14 protein-coding genes and 1 riboswitch are annotated in these 15,968 nt (G+C 55.1%); of the genes, 13 read left to right on the forward strand and 1 reads right to left on the reverse strand.

Annotation, left to right across the window (positions count from 1 at the left end; all coding sequences use genetic code 11):
• Nucleotides 1-40 precede the first annotated feature (40 nt).
• Entirely contained in the window at nucleotides 41-1,585 is a 1,545-nt protein-coding gene (gene gntK / locus NSU01_RS00740) for a gluconokinase (protein WP_179093480.1), read from the reverse strand.
• 338 nt (nucleotides 1,586-1,923) lie between these two features.
• Here gntK and NSU01_RS00745 point away from each other — a divergent pair, with 338 nt between their 5' ends.
• From NSU01_RS00745 to thiC, 13 genes are all read left to right on the forward strand, one after another.
• On the forward strand, nucleotides 1,924-3,141 hold the full coding sequence (locus NSU01_RS00745; RefSeq protein ID WP_042132740.1) for an ATP phosphoribosyltransferase regulatory subunit: 1,218 nt from the start codon (nucleotides 1,924-1,926) through the stop codon (nucleotides 3,139-3,141).
• A 112-nt stretch (nucleotides 3,142-3,253) separates the two neighbouring features.
• On the forward strand, nucleotides 3,254-3,898 hold the full coding sequence (gene hisG, locus NSU01_RS00750) for an ATP phosphoribosyltransferase (protein ID WP_039302355.1): 645 nt from the start codon (nucleotides 3,254-3,256) through the stop codon (nucleotides 3,896-3,898).
• Between the two features lie 145 nt (nucleotides 3,899-4,043).
• Nucleotides 4,044-5,354, forward strand: coding sequence for a histidinol dehydrogenase (gene hisD, locus NSU01_RS00755; protein WP_042132741.1), 1,311 nt, complete (start codon nucleotides 4,044-4,046; stop codon nucleotides 5,352-5,354).
• On the forward strand, nucleotides 5,341-5,952 hold the full coding sequence (hisB, locus tag NSU01_RS00760; protein ID WP_042132742.1) for an imidazoleglycerol-phosphate dehydratase HisB: 612 nt from the start codon (nucleotides 5,341-5,343) through the stop codon (nucleotides 5,950-5,952). Before hisD ends, hisB begins: the two co-directional genes overlap by 14 nt.
• A 1-nt stretch (nucleotide 5,953) precedes the next feature.
• Nucleotides 5,954-6,577 (forward strand): imidazole glycerol phosphate synthase subunit HisH, encoded by a 624-nt coding sequence (gene hisH, locus NSU01_RS00765; protein ID WP_076243414.1) that lies wholly within the window; start codon nucleotides 5,954-5,956, stop codon nucleotides 6,575-6,577.
• Between the two features lie 48 nt (nucleotides 6,578-6,625).
• A complete protein-coding gene (gene hisA, locus NSU01_RS00770) occupies nucleotides 6,626-7,363 on the forward strand; it encodes a 1-(5-phosphoribosyl)-5-[(5-phosphoribosylamino)methylideneamino]imidazole-4-carboxamide isomerase (protein WP_042132744.1) in 738 nt (245 codons plus the stop codon).
• Nucleotides 7,364-7,415: 52 nt separating this feature from the next.
• Nucleotides 7,416-8,174: an imidazole glycerol phosphate synthase subunit HisF gene (gene hisF, locus NSU01_RS00775; protein WP_039302370.1), complete on the forward strand. Its 759-nt coding sequence runs from the start codon at nucleotides 7,416-7,418 to the stop codon at nucleotides 8,172-8,174.
• Nucleotides 8,171-8,887 (forward strand): bifunctional phosphoribosyl-AMP cyclohydrolase/phosphoribosyl-ATP diphosphatase HisIE, encoded by a 717-nt coding sequence (gene hisIE, locus NSU01_RS00780; protein WP_076243415.1) that lies wholly within the window; start codon nucleotides 8,171-8,173, stop codon nucleotides 8,885-8,887. The genes hisF and hisIE overlap by 4 nt, the downstream gene beginning before the upstream one ends.
• 14 nt (nucleotides 8,888-8,901) lie before the next feature.
• Nucleotides 8,902-9,723, forward strand: coding sequence for a histidinol-phosphatase HisJ (hisJ, locus tag NSU01_RS00785; protein WP_076243416.1), 822 nt, complete (start codon nucleotides 8,902-8,904; stop codon nucleotides 9,721-9,723).
• Between the two features lie 126 nt (nucleotides 9,724-9,849).
• The gene (locus NSU01_RS00790; RefSeq protein WP_039302378.1) at nucleotides 9,850-10,797 is read left to right on the forward strand and encodes a ribose-phosphate pyrophosphokinase; all 948 of its coding nucleotides are present in this window, start codon (nucleotides 9,850-9,852) and stop codon (nucleotides 10,795-10,797) included.
• 244 nt (nucleotides 10,798-11,041) lie between these two features.
• A complete protein-coding gene (locus tag NSU01_RS00795) occupies nucleotides 11,042-12,790 on the forward strand; it encodes a tetratricopeptide repeat protein (protein WP_076243417.1) in 1,749 nt (582 codons plus the stop codon).
• Between the two features lie 145 nt (nucleotides 12,791-12,935).
• Nucleotides 12,936-13,889, forward strand: coding sequence for a thioredoxin-disulfide reductase (gene trxB, locus NSU01_RS00800; protein WP_039302384.1), 954 nt, complete (start codon nucleotides 12,936-12,938; stop codon nucleotides 13,887-13,889).
• 72 nt (nucleotides 13,890-13,961) lie between these two features.
• Nucleotides 13,962-14,068: riboswitch (TPP riboswitch) on the forward strand.
• Between the two features lie 169 nt (nucleotides 14,069-14,237).
• Entirely contained in the window at nucleotides 14,238-15,932 is a 1,695-nt protein-coding gene (gene thiC / locus NSU01_RS00805) for a phosphomethylpyrimidine synthase ThiC (RefSeq protein ID WP_144026042.1), read from the forward strand.
• Nucleotides 15,933-15,968 lie beyond the last annotated feature (36 nt).

Consider the following 15,968-nt stretch of genomic DNA (forward strand, 5'->3'; position numbering starts at 1 on the left):
CCAGTTGGCGCTTTTATTCATATATTGGCAGGATTGCAGACTACTCTCCGGCCTGTTCGCGCTGGAAATCGGCAATCGCCTGATATTGGCCTTCGAGGCTGCGGTATACGGAGATATAGATGGGCAGCAGCTGCTTATAGACTTTGGCATGTGCCTGGTCGGGTTCATGGCGGTGGGTCGAGCCAATCATGCCGAATACGGAATCGAAGGAATCGATCCGGCCGATGGCGTACAGCCCGAGGACAACGGCGCCAAGACAGGAGCTCTCGAAGCTCTCAGGGACTACCACCTCCTGATCAAATATGTCCGCCATCATCTGCCGCCATAGAGCGGAGCGGGCGAAGCCGCCGGTAGCCAGGATTCTGCCCGGCTGGCCGATAATTTCCTCCATAGCGAGCAGGACGGTATACATATTGAAGATGACACCCTCCAGCACAGAGCGGATCATATGCTCTTTGCGGTGATTCATGCTCAGTCCGAAGAAGGAGCCGCGCGCATCGGGGTTCCACAGCGGGGCACGCTCACCGGTCAGATAGGGATGAAAGAGCAGGCCATTGCTGCCTGGCGGTACCTGCTCGGCGATCCGGGTTAGAACCTCATAAGGATCAATACCGAGGCGCTTCGCGGTCTCTACCTCAGAGGCGGCGAACTCATCACGCACCCAGCGGAACAGCATGCCGCCATTATTCACGGGTCCGCCAATAACCCAGTGCTTGTCCGTTAGTGCATAGCAGAAGGTCCGCCCTTTCGGGTCGGTCAGCGGCCGGTCGACCACGGTGCGGATGGCACCGCTGGTTCCTATAGTCGCGGCAATAACCCCCGGCTCTATGGCACCGACCCCCAGATTGGACAGGACACCATCACTGGCGCCTACGACAAACGGTGTGGCGGCCAGAAGTCCAAGCTCTTCCGGAAGTCCCGGAAGCAGCCCCTGCAGGATCTGCGTGGTGGGCACCGGTCTTGATAGACGTTCTGGAGTAATTCCGGCGATACGGAGCGCCTCAGCGTCCCAGTCAAGCTTCTCCAGATTGAACATACCTGTAGAAGAGGCAATGGAGTGATCAATTACATATTTGCCGAACAGCTTGAAGAAGATATATTCTTTAATGGAGATGAATTTATGGGTCTGGCTGAACAGCTCCGGATGCTCCTCACCGAGCCACATCAGCTTGGTAATTGGAGACATCGGATGGACGGGTGTTCCTGTCCGCATATACAGCTCATGCCCGTGCAGTTCATTCTTCAGCCGCCGGGCAGCTGCACTGCTCCGGTTATCGGCCCAGGTGATGCAGGCGGTAAGCGGTTTGCCGGAAGAATCTACAGCAATCACGCTGTGCATGGCCGAGCTGAAGGAGACAAGCAGAACCTGTCCAGGAGGGACGTGGCTGTCCTGCATGACTGAAGAGATAGTGTGCAGGACAGCCTGCAGAATCTGACCAGGGTCCTGTTCTGCTACAGAAGGGGAAGGCTGATGCAGCGGATAGCCCTGGTTGCTCTGTGTGACGATTGTTCCGTTCTCCTCGAAGAGGACAGCCTTGGTGCTGGTGGTTCCAATATCAACGCCGATCATATAGGATGTACTCAAGCCGTCAGTCCTTCTTTCTGCTCTGAAATAGATACCGGGAATACTTAATGCAGGAAATAAAGTACAATTATATTATATATTTCGTATGAAACATTCTGAAGTTCATGTTCTACAGCTTATTATATTCGCAGGTAATCACGGTGGCAAAGAGAGGATGGATAGGCGCTGCTTAACATATATAGTCCAAGCTTCCGAAACCGGCGGGTATAGAAGGAGATTGTTGACGCAAAAGGATAGTCCGTGATACGATATTACCACTGCTTTAGTTTACTACCACTTTACCATATTAAAGCGATTTAAGATGCTTCTTATGATATCTGATGAGGTGAAAAGTGAAGATGTCCAAACCAAAGGGATTCGAAAAGCCTGCCGGCGTACGGGATTATCTCCCGCGTGCGGTAACGAAGCTGCGCAAGATTGAGAACGATGTGCTGCACTGCATGAGCCGCTGGGGCTACCGCCAGATGATTACCCCCACCCTTGAATATTACGATACGGTCGGTGTGGCCAGTTCCACGTCAGACCAGAAGTTGTATAAATTACTGAATAACCGCGGTCAGGCACTCGTGCTGCGTTCAGAAATGACAGCGCCCGTTGCCCGCGTAGTCTCCTCCTTATTGAAGGACGAACCGCTGCCGCTGCGCCTGTCCTATCATGCCAATGTCTTCCGTGCTATCGAAGAGGAGGCCGGCCGGGAAGCAGAATTCTTCCAGACCGGAGTGGAGCTTGTCGGAGATGATTCACCAGAGGCGGATGCTGAGGTCGTTGCACTGGCAATTGCCTCGCTGGAGGCCGCGGGAGTGAAATCTTTTAAAATTGCGATAGGGCATGTAGGCTTCCTCGACGGTCTGTTCCAGGAAGCGGTATCCGGCCTCCCGCAGGCCCAGGAAGAGCTGAAGAGTCATCTGCTGGGCCGTGATTATGTCGCTTTCCGGGAGACGCTGCGCCGCCTGGAACTGCCGGAAGCCCAGAAGAAGGAACTGGACGGACTGCTGCGGCTGCGGGGAGGCAAGGAAATCTGCGGACAGGCGCTGGAGCTCAGCAGCCATCCGCTGGCACGCGCTTCCATTGAGCATTTATGCAAGGTATGGGAGGTGCTTGTCGCATACGGCGTCTCTCAGCATGTGCTGATTGATCTGACGATGATCGGTGATTTCTCCTATTATACGGGCATGACGTTTGAAGGTTATGCTTCGGAGCTGGGCTTCCCGGTGTGCAGCGGCGGAAGGTACGACAATCTGCTTCAGCAGTTTGGACGCCCGATTCCGTCGACAGGCTTCTCACTGAAGACCAACCGCATTCTGGATGGTGTATCCGGAGTGACCGAAGAGGAAGAACTGCCGGTACTGGTCCAGTACGATGCCCTGCGGCGTCAGGAAGGTCTTGCTGAGGCGGCCCGGCTGCGGAATGAGGGCCACGCTGTGGTAACCCGGCTGGCGGCAGGCCCGGAAGAGCTGAAGGTTGTGAAGCGCCTGGATACGGATACCGTAGAGGCAGAGGGTGAACGTTACGGAGAGATTTATACGTTTGTGTCTTTTATCAGCGAGCATGGCTGAGCTCATAAATGTGGAATGAAGCAATAGGTGACAATACGTGAAATGAAGGAACATGTGAACTCAAGTAATCCCTGCAAGTATGTAGCGGAAATTGAAATGGAGGCGGGTATGAATGGCACAGATTCTTAAGGTAGCCATGCCGAAAGGCCGGATTTACAACAAAGCCGCAGAGCTGTTCCGCAAGGCGGGACTGCCGATTCCTCCGGACGGGGAAGAATCACGCAAGCTGGTGATTTCACTGCCGGAAGCCGGAATGGAGTTTATTCTTGCCAAGCCGGTAGATGTGCCTACATATGTAGAGTATGGTGTAGCGGATATCGGTATTGTCGGCAAAGATGTACTGCTGGAAGAAAACCGTGATGTGTACGAACTGCTTGATCTGGGAATCGCCCGCTGCCGGATGTCGATTATCGGACTCCCGAACTGGCAGCCGGGCATCCAGCAGCGGGTAGCGACCAAATATCCGAACGTGGCCTCACGGTACTTCCGTGAGCAGGGCCAGCAGGTCGAGGTTGTGAAGCTGAACGGCTCGATTGAGCTGGCGCCGCTGATTGGACTGGCTGACCGGATCGTGGATATGGTGGAGACCGGCCAGACCCTGAAGGATAACGGGCTGGTGGAAATGACCAGTATCTTCGAAATTACCAGCCGCCTGGTGGCCAACCGGGTAAGCTACCGGATGAAGAATGAGGAAATCCAGCAGCTGTGTGACCGCCTGCAGGCCGTGATTGCAGGCCCGGAGCTGCAGATTAAATAAGCTATACAGATTAAACTTTAAGAGATGAAAAAAGGATAGAAGTGACGAAGGGGAAGTTTGGAACTGTAGGAGCGGAAGTCCAAACATTATCCGTAGTTACGGCTGAGCCTAGCTAGTAAATAGAAAGTTCAGGGGGGAAGCAGCGGTGAAGGTCCAGTCCAGTAAGGAGTTTAAGCTGCAGCGTGAAGTGGAATACGGCACGCCGGAGCAGAACAAGGCGGTACGTGAAATCGTGGCCGGTATCAAACAGGAAGGTGATGCGGCATTGCTCCGGTATACGGAGCGCTTCGACGGCGCAGTGCTGACGCCTGCGCAGCTGCGGGTAACGCAGGAGGAGCTAGAGGCCGCCTATGGCCGGGTAGAGGAGTCCTTCGTGACGGCAATCCGGGCGGCAGCCGTCAATATCCGTGCGTTCCATGCGCGGCAGAAGCGCAATTCCTGGATGGATCTGCAGCCGGACGGCACGATCCTCGGACAGATCATCCGCCCGCTGAAGCGGGTGGGCGTCTATGTTCCCGGGGGCAAGGCAGCGTATCCTTCCTCGGTGCTGATGAACGTTATTCCGGCACAGATCGCTGGCGTGCCGGAGATCGTGATGGTTACACCGCCTTCGACGGGCGGCTTCGAAGGCATCGATCCCTATATTCTCGTTGCCGCCGCTGAGGCAGGCGTAAACGAGATATACCGCGTAGGCGGCGCGCAGGCGATCGCCGCCCTGGCCTTCGGCACGGAATCGATCGTGCCGGTCGATAAGATCTGCGGGCCAGGGAACATCTACGTGGCCCTGGCCAAACGCGAGGTCTACGGCGCTGTCGATATCGACAGCATCGCCGGACCGAGCGAGATCGTCGTGCTCGCCGACGATACCGCCGAGGCCGCCTACGTCGCGGCCGACCTGCTCTCGCAGGCCGAGCACGACGAGATGGCCTCGGCGATCCTTGTGACGCCGTCGCAGCGTCTCGCGGAGGCCGTTGCTGCCGAAGTAGAACGGCAGCTGCAGACGTTGCCGCGCGAAGCTATCGCGCGGGCCTCGGTAGAGAACTACGGCGCGATTATCGTCGTGGAATCGCTCGAGGAGGGCATCTCCATTGTGAACCGGCTGGCGCCGGAGCATCTGGAGATTGTAGTGGCCGACCCGATGGCATTGACCGGCGCGATTGAGAACGCCGGGGCAATCTTCCTGGGTCCGTACAGCTCGGAGCCGGTCGGCGATTACTTCGCCGGACCGAACCATATTATACCGACCAACGGCACAGCAAGGTTCTCCTCGCCTGTGGACGTGGATGATTTCATTAAGAAATCCAGCCTGATCTATTACAGCAAGGAAGCACTGCTGCGGGACGGGGCGGCGATTATGGAGCTCGCCCGGCGTGAGGGCCTGGAAGGCCATGCCCGCGCAATAGAAATCCGGCTGGAGAACGAAGCGAAAGGTGGAGACGGAAATGGAGAACAATAATAATGAAGTGGCGCTGCGCAAGGCCGGACTTAGCCGTACAACCAACGAAACGGACATCGCGTTGACCTTTGCTGTGGACGGCAGCGGAGTTTCCGAGCTGGAGACCGATGTGCCTTTTCTGAATCATATGCTGGATCTATTCACCAAGCATGGACAGTTTGATCTGAGCGTACAGGCGCGGGGCGACATCGATATCGATGACCACCACACGGTTGAGGATATCGGTATCTGTCTGGGACAGGCGCTGCGGGAAGCGCTTGGCGACAAAAAAGGCATCAAGCGTTATGCGAGTGTCTTCATCCCCATGGATGAGGCACTGGCTCAGGTAGTGATTGATATCAGCAACCGGCCGCATTTTGAATACCGGGCAACGTATCCTTCGCAGCAGGTAGGCAGCTTCTCTACGGAGCTGGTTCACGAATTCCTCTGGAAATTTGCGCTGGAAGCGAGAATTACGCTGCATGTCATTGTGCATTACGGCTCCAACACCCATCACATGATTGAAGCGGTCTTCAAGGCACTGGGACGGGCGCTGGATGAAGCGACACAAGTGGACCCCCGGGTGAAGGGTGTGCCTTCAACGAAGGGAGTGCTGTAGCATGACCGTTGCAATCGTCGATTACGGCATGGGCAACCTGCACAGTGTCAGCAAGGCGGTGGAACGCCTGGGGTATACGAGTCTGGTGACGGCAGATGCCGGTGAGATTCTGGCGGCAGACAGCGTGATCCTGCCGGGTGTCGGTGCATTCGGCGATGCGATGGAGCATCTGCGGGCGAGCGGAATGGATGTTGTAGTTAAGGCTGCAGCTGAAGCGGGACTGCCGCTGCTGGGCATATGCCTCGGTATGCAGCTGCTGTTCAGCAGCAGCGAGGAGCATGGCGAGCATAAGGGGCTGGATCTTCTGCCGGGCTCGGTGGTACGCTTCGCACCCCGTGACGGCTACAAGGTGCCGCATATGGGCTGGAACAGGCTGGGCTTCCTCCAGCCGGCGAGTCCGCTTCTGACCGGCCTTGAGGAAGGGCATGTCTACTTCGTCCATTCCTATCATGTACTTGCGGGTAGCGACAGCGACCTGCTGGCGGTCACGGATTATGGACATCCGGTAACGGCTGTAGTCGGGCGGAACAATGTGTACGGCATGCAGTTTCACCCTGAGAAAAGCGGCGAGCTTGGCATCAAGCTGCTGGGGAATTTCCTGCGGCTTCGAAGAGAGCAGGCGTGAAGCCTGAATAACTATATTGCAAATTGTAATGAAAGCGGGGAGCGCTACATGTCTTCTTTTATCGTATATCCGGCAATTGATATCCGGGACGGCAAATGTGTCCGGTTGCAGCAGGGGGATTACAGCCAGGAAACTATTTATAACGACAGCCCGGTTCAGGTGGCCAAGTCTTGGGAAGAGCAGGGCGGACAGTTTATCCATCTGGTCGATCTGGACGGCGCCAAGGCCGGGCATCCCGTTAATGATGCCATCATCGGAGCCATTGCCAGGAATGCCAATGTTCCGGTTCAGGTCGGCGGCGGTCTCCGCACGCTTGCGGATGTGGAGAAGCTGCTGGGTCTTGGCATCAGCCGGGTCATTATTGGAACGGCGGCGATCAATGATTATGCTTTTACAGAGGCGGTTCTCGCGAAGTATGGCGATAAGGTAGCGATCGGTATTGACGCCCGTAACGGCTATGTGGCTACGCATGGGTGGCTTAATACCTCCGAGGTGCGCGCAGAGGATCTGGCCAAGGAGCTGGCAGCCAAGGGTGCAGAGACCTTCATCTACACAGATATCTCCCGTGACGGGATGATGCAGGGTCCGAACGTGGAGGGTATTCTGTCCATGGCCGGGGCGAGCGGCAAAACCGTAATCGCCTCCGGCGGTGTTACCAGCCTGGACGATCTGCTGCGTCTGAGCGTACATAGCGGCAGCGGGATCGGTGGAGCGATTGTCGGCAAGGCGCTCTACACCGGCAATATTGATCTGGCTGAAGCCCTGCAGGCGCTGGGTAAGGCGTAGGGGTTACGGGCTTAGTAATTACTTTTGTTAGCCTGTGAAGGAGGGGTCTTGGATGTTAGCCAAACGGATTATCCCCTGTCTGGATGTGAAGGACGGGCGGGTGGTAAAAGGCGTTAATTTCGTAAATCTGCGCGATGCCGGAGATCCGGTGGAGCTGGCGGCTTTATATGATAGCGAAGGTGCAGATGAGCTGGTATTTCTGGATATCTCCGCATCGGTGGAAGGCCGGGCGACCATGGTCGAGGTCGTGCGGCAGACTGCCGGGGAGATTGCTATTCCATTCACGGTGGGCGGCGGGATTTCGACACCTGAGGACATGAAGCGGATCCTGCGTGCCGGTGCAGACAAGATCGGCATTAATACGGCAGCTGTCAATAATCCGCAGCTGATTCTTGAAGGCGCCCGCCACTTCGGCTCCCAGTGCATTGTGGTGGCGATGGATGCCAAATATAATGAGGCTTGGGGCGAGTGGGAAGTGTACACTCACGGCGGCCGTACGCCTACCGGTATCCGGGCGCTTACCTGGGCCAAGGAAGCTGAGCGGCTGGGAGCCGGCGAGATCCTGCTTACAAGCATGGATGCCGACGGCACCAAGGACGGCTTCGATCTGAAGCTGACGGCAGCAGTCTGCGATCTGCTGAGCATTCCTGTAATTGCTTCCGGCGGTGCGGGAAGAATTGATCATTTCTATGATGTATTTACCGCAGGCAAGGCAGATGCCGGACTTGCGGCAACTATTTTTCACTATAAAGAGATTGCCATTCATGATTTGAAGGCTGATCTGAAGCAAAGAGGGGTAGAGATCCGATGAGCGAGGACAAGAAAGATATAGCGCAGAGCCAGCAGGAGGCATTGTCAGGCATCCGCTGGAATGAAGCTGGCCTGCTGCCGGCAGTGGTGCAGGATGCCCGTACCCTGGAAGTATTAATGTTCGCCTATATGAATCCGGAGTCACTACGGCTGTCTCTTGAGAGCGGCCAGACCTGGTTCTGGAGCCGTTCGCGTAGTGAGCTCTGGCATAAGGGCGGAACCTCCGGCAATACCCAGGCCATCACCTCCATCCATTACGATTGTGACAGCGATACGCTACTGGTGAAAGTTGTGCCGGAAGGACCGGCCTGCCATACGGGTGAGAACAGCTGCTTCTTCCGCGAGATTCCCCTCGATGCACCGGCAACAGCTGAAGCAGCTGGGGGTACAGTTAACTCGGCAGCAGCAGGCCATGACCGCTTTGCTGTACTGGGTGAGCTGGAGCGCGTAATTGCCGAGCGGGAAGTGAACCGTCCGGAAGGGGCGTACACTACTTATCTGTTTGATAAGGGCGTCGACAAGATTCTCAAGAAGGTCGGCGAAGAAGCCTCCGAAACCATTATCGCCGCCAAAAATAAAGATAATGCCGAGCTTCGCCTTGAAGTCAGCGATCTGATCTATCATTTACTGGTCCTGCTGCAGGAGCGGAAGCTTCCGCTGGATGAGATTCTGGAAGAGCTGAGTGCCCGCCATGAACGGCCTCGCCGGGACTAGGAGGAAGGTTCAGCATGCGTATTGATTACCATACCCACCATGAGCGCTGCGGCCATGCCGTAGGGAAGCTTGAAGAGTATGTGCAGCGCGGCATAGCGCTCGGGCTGCAGCAGCTTGGACTGTCCGATCATCTGCCGCTTATCCATGTAGATCCGGAGCACTATTATCCCGAGATGGCTATGCCGCTTGCGGAGCTTCCGCGTTATGTGGAGGAATGTCTTACGCTGAAGGAGCGCTACCGCGGAACGATTGAGCTGCGGGTGGGGCTTGAAGCGGATTATATCGAGGGATATGAAGAGCAGATCCGCGAGCTTTTAGCACCCTATCCGTGGGACTATCTGATCGGGTCGGTGCATTTTCTCGGAGAATGGGATATTACGGACCACCGGCAGACCCATGGCTGGGAAGGCCAGGACGTGATGAGCGTCTACCGCCGATATTATGATGCAGTGCAGAAGTCGGCGTTATCGGGATTATATGATATTATAGGACATATGGATGTCATCAAAAGGTTCGGTTACGGGCCGCAGACTCCGGAAGGAAGAGCCGAGGCCAGAGCACTGGAGCTTGAGACGCTCAAGGTTATATCCGGCAGCGGAATCGCGATGGAGCTGAATGCTTCGGGACTCACTAAGCCTTGCGCCGAAATGTTCCCGGCTGAGCATGTGCTTCAGCAGGCGTATGCCCTGGGCATTCCGCTCACCGTGGGCTCAGACGCCCATGACCCTCTGAAGCTGGGAGACGGCTTACAGGAGGCGCGGGAAATGCTGTGGCGCACGGGCTTCCGTGAACTGGCTGTGTTCGAAGGACGCCGCCGCACATCCGTCCAAATATAAGAATGTATAGGCTTCGCGCTATATATTATCCTTCTATTTCTCGCTGAAACGGTACCGTCCATACAAGGACGGCAAAGCCGTTTCCACTTGCGTTCGAAGTTTAAATTATAATCCCAGGAGGGTACTATGCATCATCAATTACGTATTTTTTCCGGTTCGTCGAATCCGAAGCTGGCCGCTGATATTGCGGAGCGCCTTGGCGCACCGCTGGGCCTGATTAAGCTGACACGTTTCAAGAGCGGCGAGATATATGTGCATTATGAAGAGAGCATCCGGAACTGCGACGTATTTTTGGTGCAATCCCTGGCTCATCCGATTAACGAGCTGTTTGTAGAATTGCTGGTTATGATCGACGCTGCCAAACGCGCATCGGCAAGAACAGTGAATATTATCGTTCCTTATTACGGGTATGCCCGGCAGGAGCGCAAATCTGCGCCGCGTGAGCCGATCTCAGCCAAAATGGTTGCCGATGTGCTGACCACTGCAGGAGCTACCCGCGTGATAACTATTGACCTGCATGCAGCGGCTATCCAGGGTTTCTTCAACATTCCCGTGGATCATCTGACTGCGCTTGATCTGATCAGCGGCTATTTGAAGATCAAAGGCCTCTCCGATCTGGTAGTCGTATCACCCGATGCAGGCCGCGCCTCCATGGCTGAGAAGCTGGCCAGCCGGCTGGACTCTCCGTTTGCCATCATGATCAAGAAACGTCCGGCTCATAACGAATCGGTGATTACCCATGTCATCGGAGACGTTGAGGGAAGAACGCCGATTATTATTGAGGATCTTATTGATACGGGGACCACGATCGTCAATGTGGTAGAAGGGCTGAAGGAGCGCGGGGCCCGGAACAGCATCGTCTGTGCCACGCACGGGCTGTTCTCCGGAGATGCGCTGGAGCGGATGGATCATCCCAATATCGACGAAATTGTCGTCACGGATTCTATTGCGCTGCCGGATGAGCACTCCAGCAGATTCTCGGTGCTCTCTGTTGCACCTATGCTGGCAGAAGCCACACGTATTATCATCGAAGGCGGTTCCATAGACAAGCTATTTAGAGACGCGGGGATATAGTCCCTGCGTTTCTTTTTACAGTTATGCTGCAGCAGCAACTTTTCAAGCTTTTTCCTCCCCTTAACTCTCCTCCCCGGTTGAGAATCTCACTACCACATGTGGTATACTGTGTGAAGAAGACAGCCAAGTCCATAAATGGAAACGAAAAGAACACTTAAGACAGGGAGTATGGGTATATATTTGATGCCGCTCTCCTATTTTTCGTTAGGCTAGGGAAGCTTACAAAGGGAGGTGCCTTGCTTCCATGATTGAGAAAACTTCAGAGAATGATACGGACAGCGGTAATGTGATTCCGGTCACTCTGGATGCCAATTTTTTCTTTGAAAGAGCCGTACGGTCGCTTGACCGCTTTCAATATGATAAGGCATTAAAGAATTTTCGCAAAGCTGTTGAATATGAGCCGGATAATCCGGTGAATCATTGCAACATGGCGGGTATATTATCTGAGATGGGTAATTACACAGCATCTAATGAGATTCTGACCCATGTACTGGAGAAGATTGATCCCGCAATGACCGAATGTCATTTCTATATGGCTAATAATTACGCCAATATGGAAAGCTTTGAAGAGGCGGAGCGTTCGCTGGTCACGTATCTGGAGGAGGATGCCAGCGGCGAGTTCATGGCCGAATCCGAAGAGCTGATGGAGCTGCTGCAATATGAGCTGAACCGTCCTGCTCCGCTTGTGCGGATCCGCAGCCGTGAGGGTGTGGTCGAGCATGACCGGGCCCGCAGTCTGCTGGAGGAGGGCAAGTTTCCCCAGGCCGTAGAGCTGCTGGAAGAGATCATTGCGATCTCGCCGGACTTTCTGGCTGCGCATAATAACCTGGCCCTCGCTTATTTCTATATGGGCCGGTTTGCCAAAGCGAAGGAATGCCTGAACGAGGTGCTGAAGCAGGACCCCGGTAATCTGCATGCGCTCTGCAATATGGCGATCTTCCTGCAGTATGCAGGTGACAAGGAGCAGCTGGATTCTCTGCTGGGCATGCTTGAAGCCACTGTGCCTTTTCATCAGGAGCATGTATTCAAAATGGCCACGACGATGGGCATCCTGGGCAGACATACTGCAGCATACAGCCACTTCCGGCGTCTGCTGAAGGATGAAGAGGTCGCCGGAGACGCCGGCCTGTATCATTACTGCGCAGCAGCGGCCAGCAACAGCGGCCTCTACACTGAAGCGCTACGCTGCTGGAGACAGGCTGCGAAGCTGGACCCTGAGTCTGCCGTGCCGGCATTCTTCCTGTCCCAGCTCCAGCAAGCCCGGGGAGAAGACAGACCCATGCCTGCTGTCAGCTATAATTACCAATTGCCTTTCCAGGAGCAGCTTAAGCAGTGGAAGGGGAATACAGGCAAGTTCACTGAAGAAGTACGGAACAATCCGCTGCTGCGAGCCTCGTTCTTCTGGGCGCTGCGCTACGGCGATTCCTCCACGAAGCTGCAGGTGACCGAAGCCCTGCGCTGGATTGAGGATGAGGAGATGTCCGAGGTACTGCGCGGAGTTCTGGAGCATCAGCCGCTCCAGGAGGACCGGCTGCAGGAGGCGGCGCTGTTCAGCCTGCAGCGGCTGATTGGAGAGAATCTGGAAGAAGCTGCAGCTCCTGAGGAAGAGCCGTTGCAAGCGGCTTCCAGCCCCAAGGGCCCGGCTGAATGGAAGGAAGACTGGCAGCGGATTATCGATCATACGGTGGCCATGATGGACCGGAGATATGATGCTGTGCAGAAGAAGGATGCAGAGTTTATCTGGAAGCAGTTCATCGGCAGCCTGTATCCGGATGTACCGTTATTCCGCAATGACGGCGGCTGGTGTGCGGCACTGGAGTATCTGACTGCCAGGCTGCACGGGCGTCCGGTCACCTTCCGCGAGGCGGCACAGCGTTACGGCGTCTCGGTCTCCATGGTAAGCCGCTATGCACGGCGGATCGACAGTGAATGCGATACCCAGGGCATGCTGCCGGGAACGGACGGCTTGTCGCCGTCCACCAACAATATTTGAACCCTTTTTTCAAATATAAGAATCTATACGTTTCTCACGATAACTTATCCTTATATTTCTCGCTGAAACGGTACCGTCTTAATAAAAGGACGATAAAGCCGTTTCCACTTGTAAATACAAACCTACTTGTAAGGAGGCCAATGTAATGTACAAAACGATTGTAATCGGAACAGGCCCGGCCGGGCTGACTGCCGCGATTTATCTGGCGCGCGCGAACCTGAGCCCGCTCGTAATTGAAGGCTTGCAGCCGGGAGGACAGCTGACAACGACGACAGAAGTGGAGAACTTTCCAGGCTTCCCTGAAGGAATTCTGGGTCCTGATCTGATGGACAACATGCGTAAGCAGGCCGAACGCTTCGGCGCTGAATTCAAGAATGGCTGGGTGGAGTCGGTTGACTTCTCACAGCGTCCGTTCAAGGTGACTGTAGACGGAATGGGTGTACTGGAAGCGGAGTCGGTCATTATTTCGACCGGCGCCTCCGCCAGATACCTGGGTATCCCGGGCGAGCAGGAGAATGTAGGACGCGGGGTCAGCACCTGTGCGACCTGTGACGGATTCTTTTTCCGTAACAAAAAAATTGTCGTGGTCGGCGGCGGCGATTCCGCGATGGAGGAAGCCAGCTTCCTGACCCGCTTTGCTTCCAGCGTAACGCTGGTGCACCGCCGTCCGGAGCTGCGTGCTTCGAAGATCATGCAGGACCGCGCACGCGACAACAGCAAGGTGTCATGGGCACTGAACCGCACGCCGCTTGAGGTAACCGTCGGCGATACCGGAGTTAAGGGCATCACCGTCCTTAACAATGAGACGGGACTTACCGAGCTGGTGGAAGCGGATGGTGTATTTGTCGCTATCGGACATACACCGAATACCGCTTTCTTAGGCGGGCAGATTAACACCGATGCCAATGGCTATATAGTGGTTAACCCGGGCACCACAGAGACGAATATTCCCGGCGTATTCGCTTGCGGCGACGTGCAGGATACGCGTTACCGTCAAGCCATATCGGCAGCCGGAACCGGCTGTATGGCCGCCATGGATGCCGAGAAGTTCCTGGAAGGCACGATGGTGCATGACTGGAGCGAATCGCTCGATAAATAACCGGAGAAGGTTCTTGTTATTTACGGGTTTACAAAAAAATCCTATACCAGTAGAATGTATTTAATTAGATAAGATACCCACTAGGGGAGCCTGAATAGGCTGAGACGGGAAAAGTGAATTTCCGGACCCTTGAACCTGATCTGGATCATACCAGCGTAGGAAAGTGGAGTCGGACCTTTTTTTGAATACAGTCTTATTGGGCTGTTCCTTTGATAAAGCCGCTCCAGGTGGAGCGGCTTTTTGACTTGCAAGAATTCATATGCCTTGTGCTATACATGATTCTTCGGCTCAGTCTGCTGCGTGAAATCTTATCTGATTGGCTCATAGGGCGAAGAGGAGGAGATTAGAATGCCAGAAATGATGAAGAACGAAGAGGTGGACCTTTCCCGATTTCCTGCAAGCCGCAAAGTGTATGTAGAGGGCTCGCGCCCGGATATTCAGGTTCCGATGCGGGAGATCAGCCTCAGCAGAACCGAGGGCGTTGCCGGGGAAGAGGAGAACGAACCGCTGCGTGTCTATGACACAAGCGGAATTTACACCGATGCTGCGCAAGAGGCTGACATTCGGAGGGGGCTGCCGCCGCACCGTTTATGCTGGATTGCGGAGCGTGGCGATTCGGAGGAATACACCGGAAGAGCTGTGCAGCCGCAGGATAATGGAATCCGCAGGGGCGGGCCGCCCGCAGAGGCTTATCCAGGGCTGCAGCGGAGTCCCCTGCGGGCACATGCGGGCAACAATGTTACCCAGCTGCATTATGCGCGGCAAGGGATCATTACTTCGGAAATGGAGTATATCGCGATCCGCGAGAATACCCGGCCGGAATTCGTAAGGGATGAGGTGGCCGCCGGACGGGCCATTATTCCGGCCAACATCAATCATCCCGAGAGCGAGCCGATGATTATTGGCCGTAACTTCCTGGTTAAGATCAATGCGAACATCGGAAATTCTGCGGTGTCTTCTTCTATTGAAGAGGAAGTGGAGAAGATGCGGTGGGCAACCCGCTGGGGGGCCGACACCATCATGGACCTCTCCACCGGCTCCAAGATTCATACCACCCGTGAATGGATTATACGCAATTCTCCTGTGCCTGTCGGCACGGTGCCCTTATACCAGGCGCTCGAAAAGGTGAACGGCATAGCCGAGGATTTAACCTGGGAGCTCTATCGCGACACGCTGATTGAGCAGGCGGAGCAGGGGGTCGATTACTTTACCATTCATGCCGGGGTGCTACAGCGCTATATTCCGCTGACTGCCGGAAGAATGACGGGAATCGTATCACGGGGCGGCTCGATTATGGCCGCTTGGTGCCTTGCCCATCAGCAGGAGAACTTTCTGTACACACACTTCGAAGCTATATGTGAGATTATGAAGACGTATGATGTGGCCTTCTCTCTGGGGGACGGACTTCGTCCGGGTTCTATAGCAGATGCCAATGACGAAGCTCAATTCGCTGAGCTGGAGACACTGGGAGAGCTGACAGCGCTGGCCTGGAAGCACGATGTTCAGGTAATGGTTGAGGGCCCGGGGCATGTGCCGATGCACAAGATTAAGGAGAATATGGACAAGCAGCTCGAGATTTGCCGGGAAGCCCCTTTTTACACCCTGGGTCCGCTCACTACCGATATTGCACCCGGTTATGATCATATCACTTCAGCCATCGGGGCGGCGATGATCGGCTGGCTCGGGACGGCTATGCTGTGTTACGTTACACCCAAGGAGCATTTAGGTCTGCCTAACAAGAATGACGTGCGCGAGGGAGTCATTACCTACAAGATCGCTGCACATGCCGCAGACCTCGCCAAGGGGCATCCGGGTGCACAGGACAGGGATAATGCGCTGTCCAAGGCACGGTTCGAGTTTCGCTGGCGAGACCAGTTCCATCTCTCTCTGGACCCGGAAAGGGCGCTGGAGTATCATGATGAGACGCTTCCTGCGGAGGGGGCGAAGCAAGCTCATTTCTGCTCTATGTGCGGTCCTAAATTCTGCAGCATGCGGATTTCGCATGATATCCGTAATTCCTACAGATTGAGCAGGTCGCTGTAAAAAGGCAAGTCTTCTATAGCTATTTCCCTGCTGTCC

The organism is Paenibacillus sp. FSL H8-0259 (genome assembly GCF_037963255.1).
GTDB lineage: Bacteria > Bacillota > Bacilli > Paenibacillales > Paenibacillaceae > Paenibacillus_AQ > Paenibacillus_AQ phytohabitans.

What these genes read in the sequence shown, in the direction of transcription:
- NSU01_RS00745 (WP_042132740.1), top strand. Translation starts at nt 1,924, where the DNA reads ATGTCCAAACCAAAGGGATTCGAAAAGCCTGCCGGCGTACGGGATTAT.
- hisG (WP_039302355.1), top strand. Translation starts at nt 3,254, where the DNA reads ATGGCACAGATTCTTAAGGTAGCCATGCCGAAAGGCCGGATTTACAAC.
- hisB (WP_042132742.1), top strand. Translation starts at nt 5,341, where the DNA reads ATGGAGAACAATAATAATGAAGTGGCGCTGCGCAAGGCCGGACTTAGC.
- hisH (WP_076243414.1), top strand. Translation starts at nt 5,954, where the DNA reads ATGACCGTTGCAATCGTCGATTACGGCATGGGCAACCTGCACAGTGTC.
- hisA (WP_042132744.1), top strand. Translation starts at nt 6,626, where the DNA reads ATGTCTTCTTTTATCGTATATCCGGCAATTGATATCCGGGACGGCAAA.
- hisF (WP_039302370.1), top strand. Translation starts at nt 7,416, where the DNA reads ATGTTAGCCAAACGGATTATCCCCTGTCTGGATGTGAAGGACGGGCGG.
- hisIE (WP_076243415.1), top strand. Translation starts at nt 8,171, where the DNA reads ATGAGCGAGGACAAGAAAGATATAGCGCAGAGCCAGCAGGAGGCATTG.
- hisJ (WP_076243416.1), top strand. Translation starts at nt 8,902, where the DNA reads ATGCGTATTGATTACCATACCCACCATGAGCGCTGCGGCCATGCCGTA.
- NSU01_RS00790 (WP_039302378.1), top strand. Translation starts at nt 9,850, where the DNA reads ATGCATCATCAATTACGTATTTTTTCCGGTTCGTCGAATCCGAAGCTG.
- NSU01_RS00795 (WP_076243417.1), top strand. Translation starts at nt 11,042, where the DNA reads ATGATTGAGAAAACTTCAGAGAATGATACGGACAGCGGTAATGTGATT.
- trxB (WP_039302384.1), top strand. Translation starts at nt 12,936, where the DNA reads ATGTACAAAACGATTGTAATCGGAACAGGCCCGGCCGGGCTGACTGCC.
- thiC (WP_144026042.1), top strand. Translation starts at nt 14,238, where the DNA reads ATGCCAGAAATGATGAAGAACGAAGAGGTGGACCTTTCCCGATTTCCT.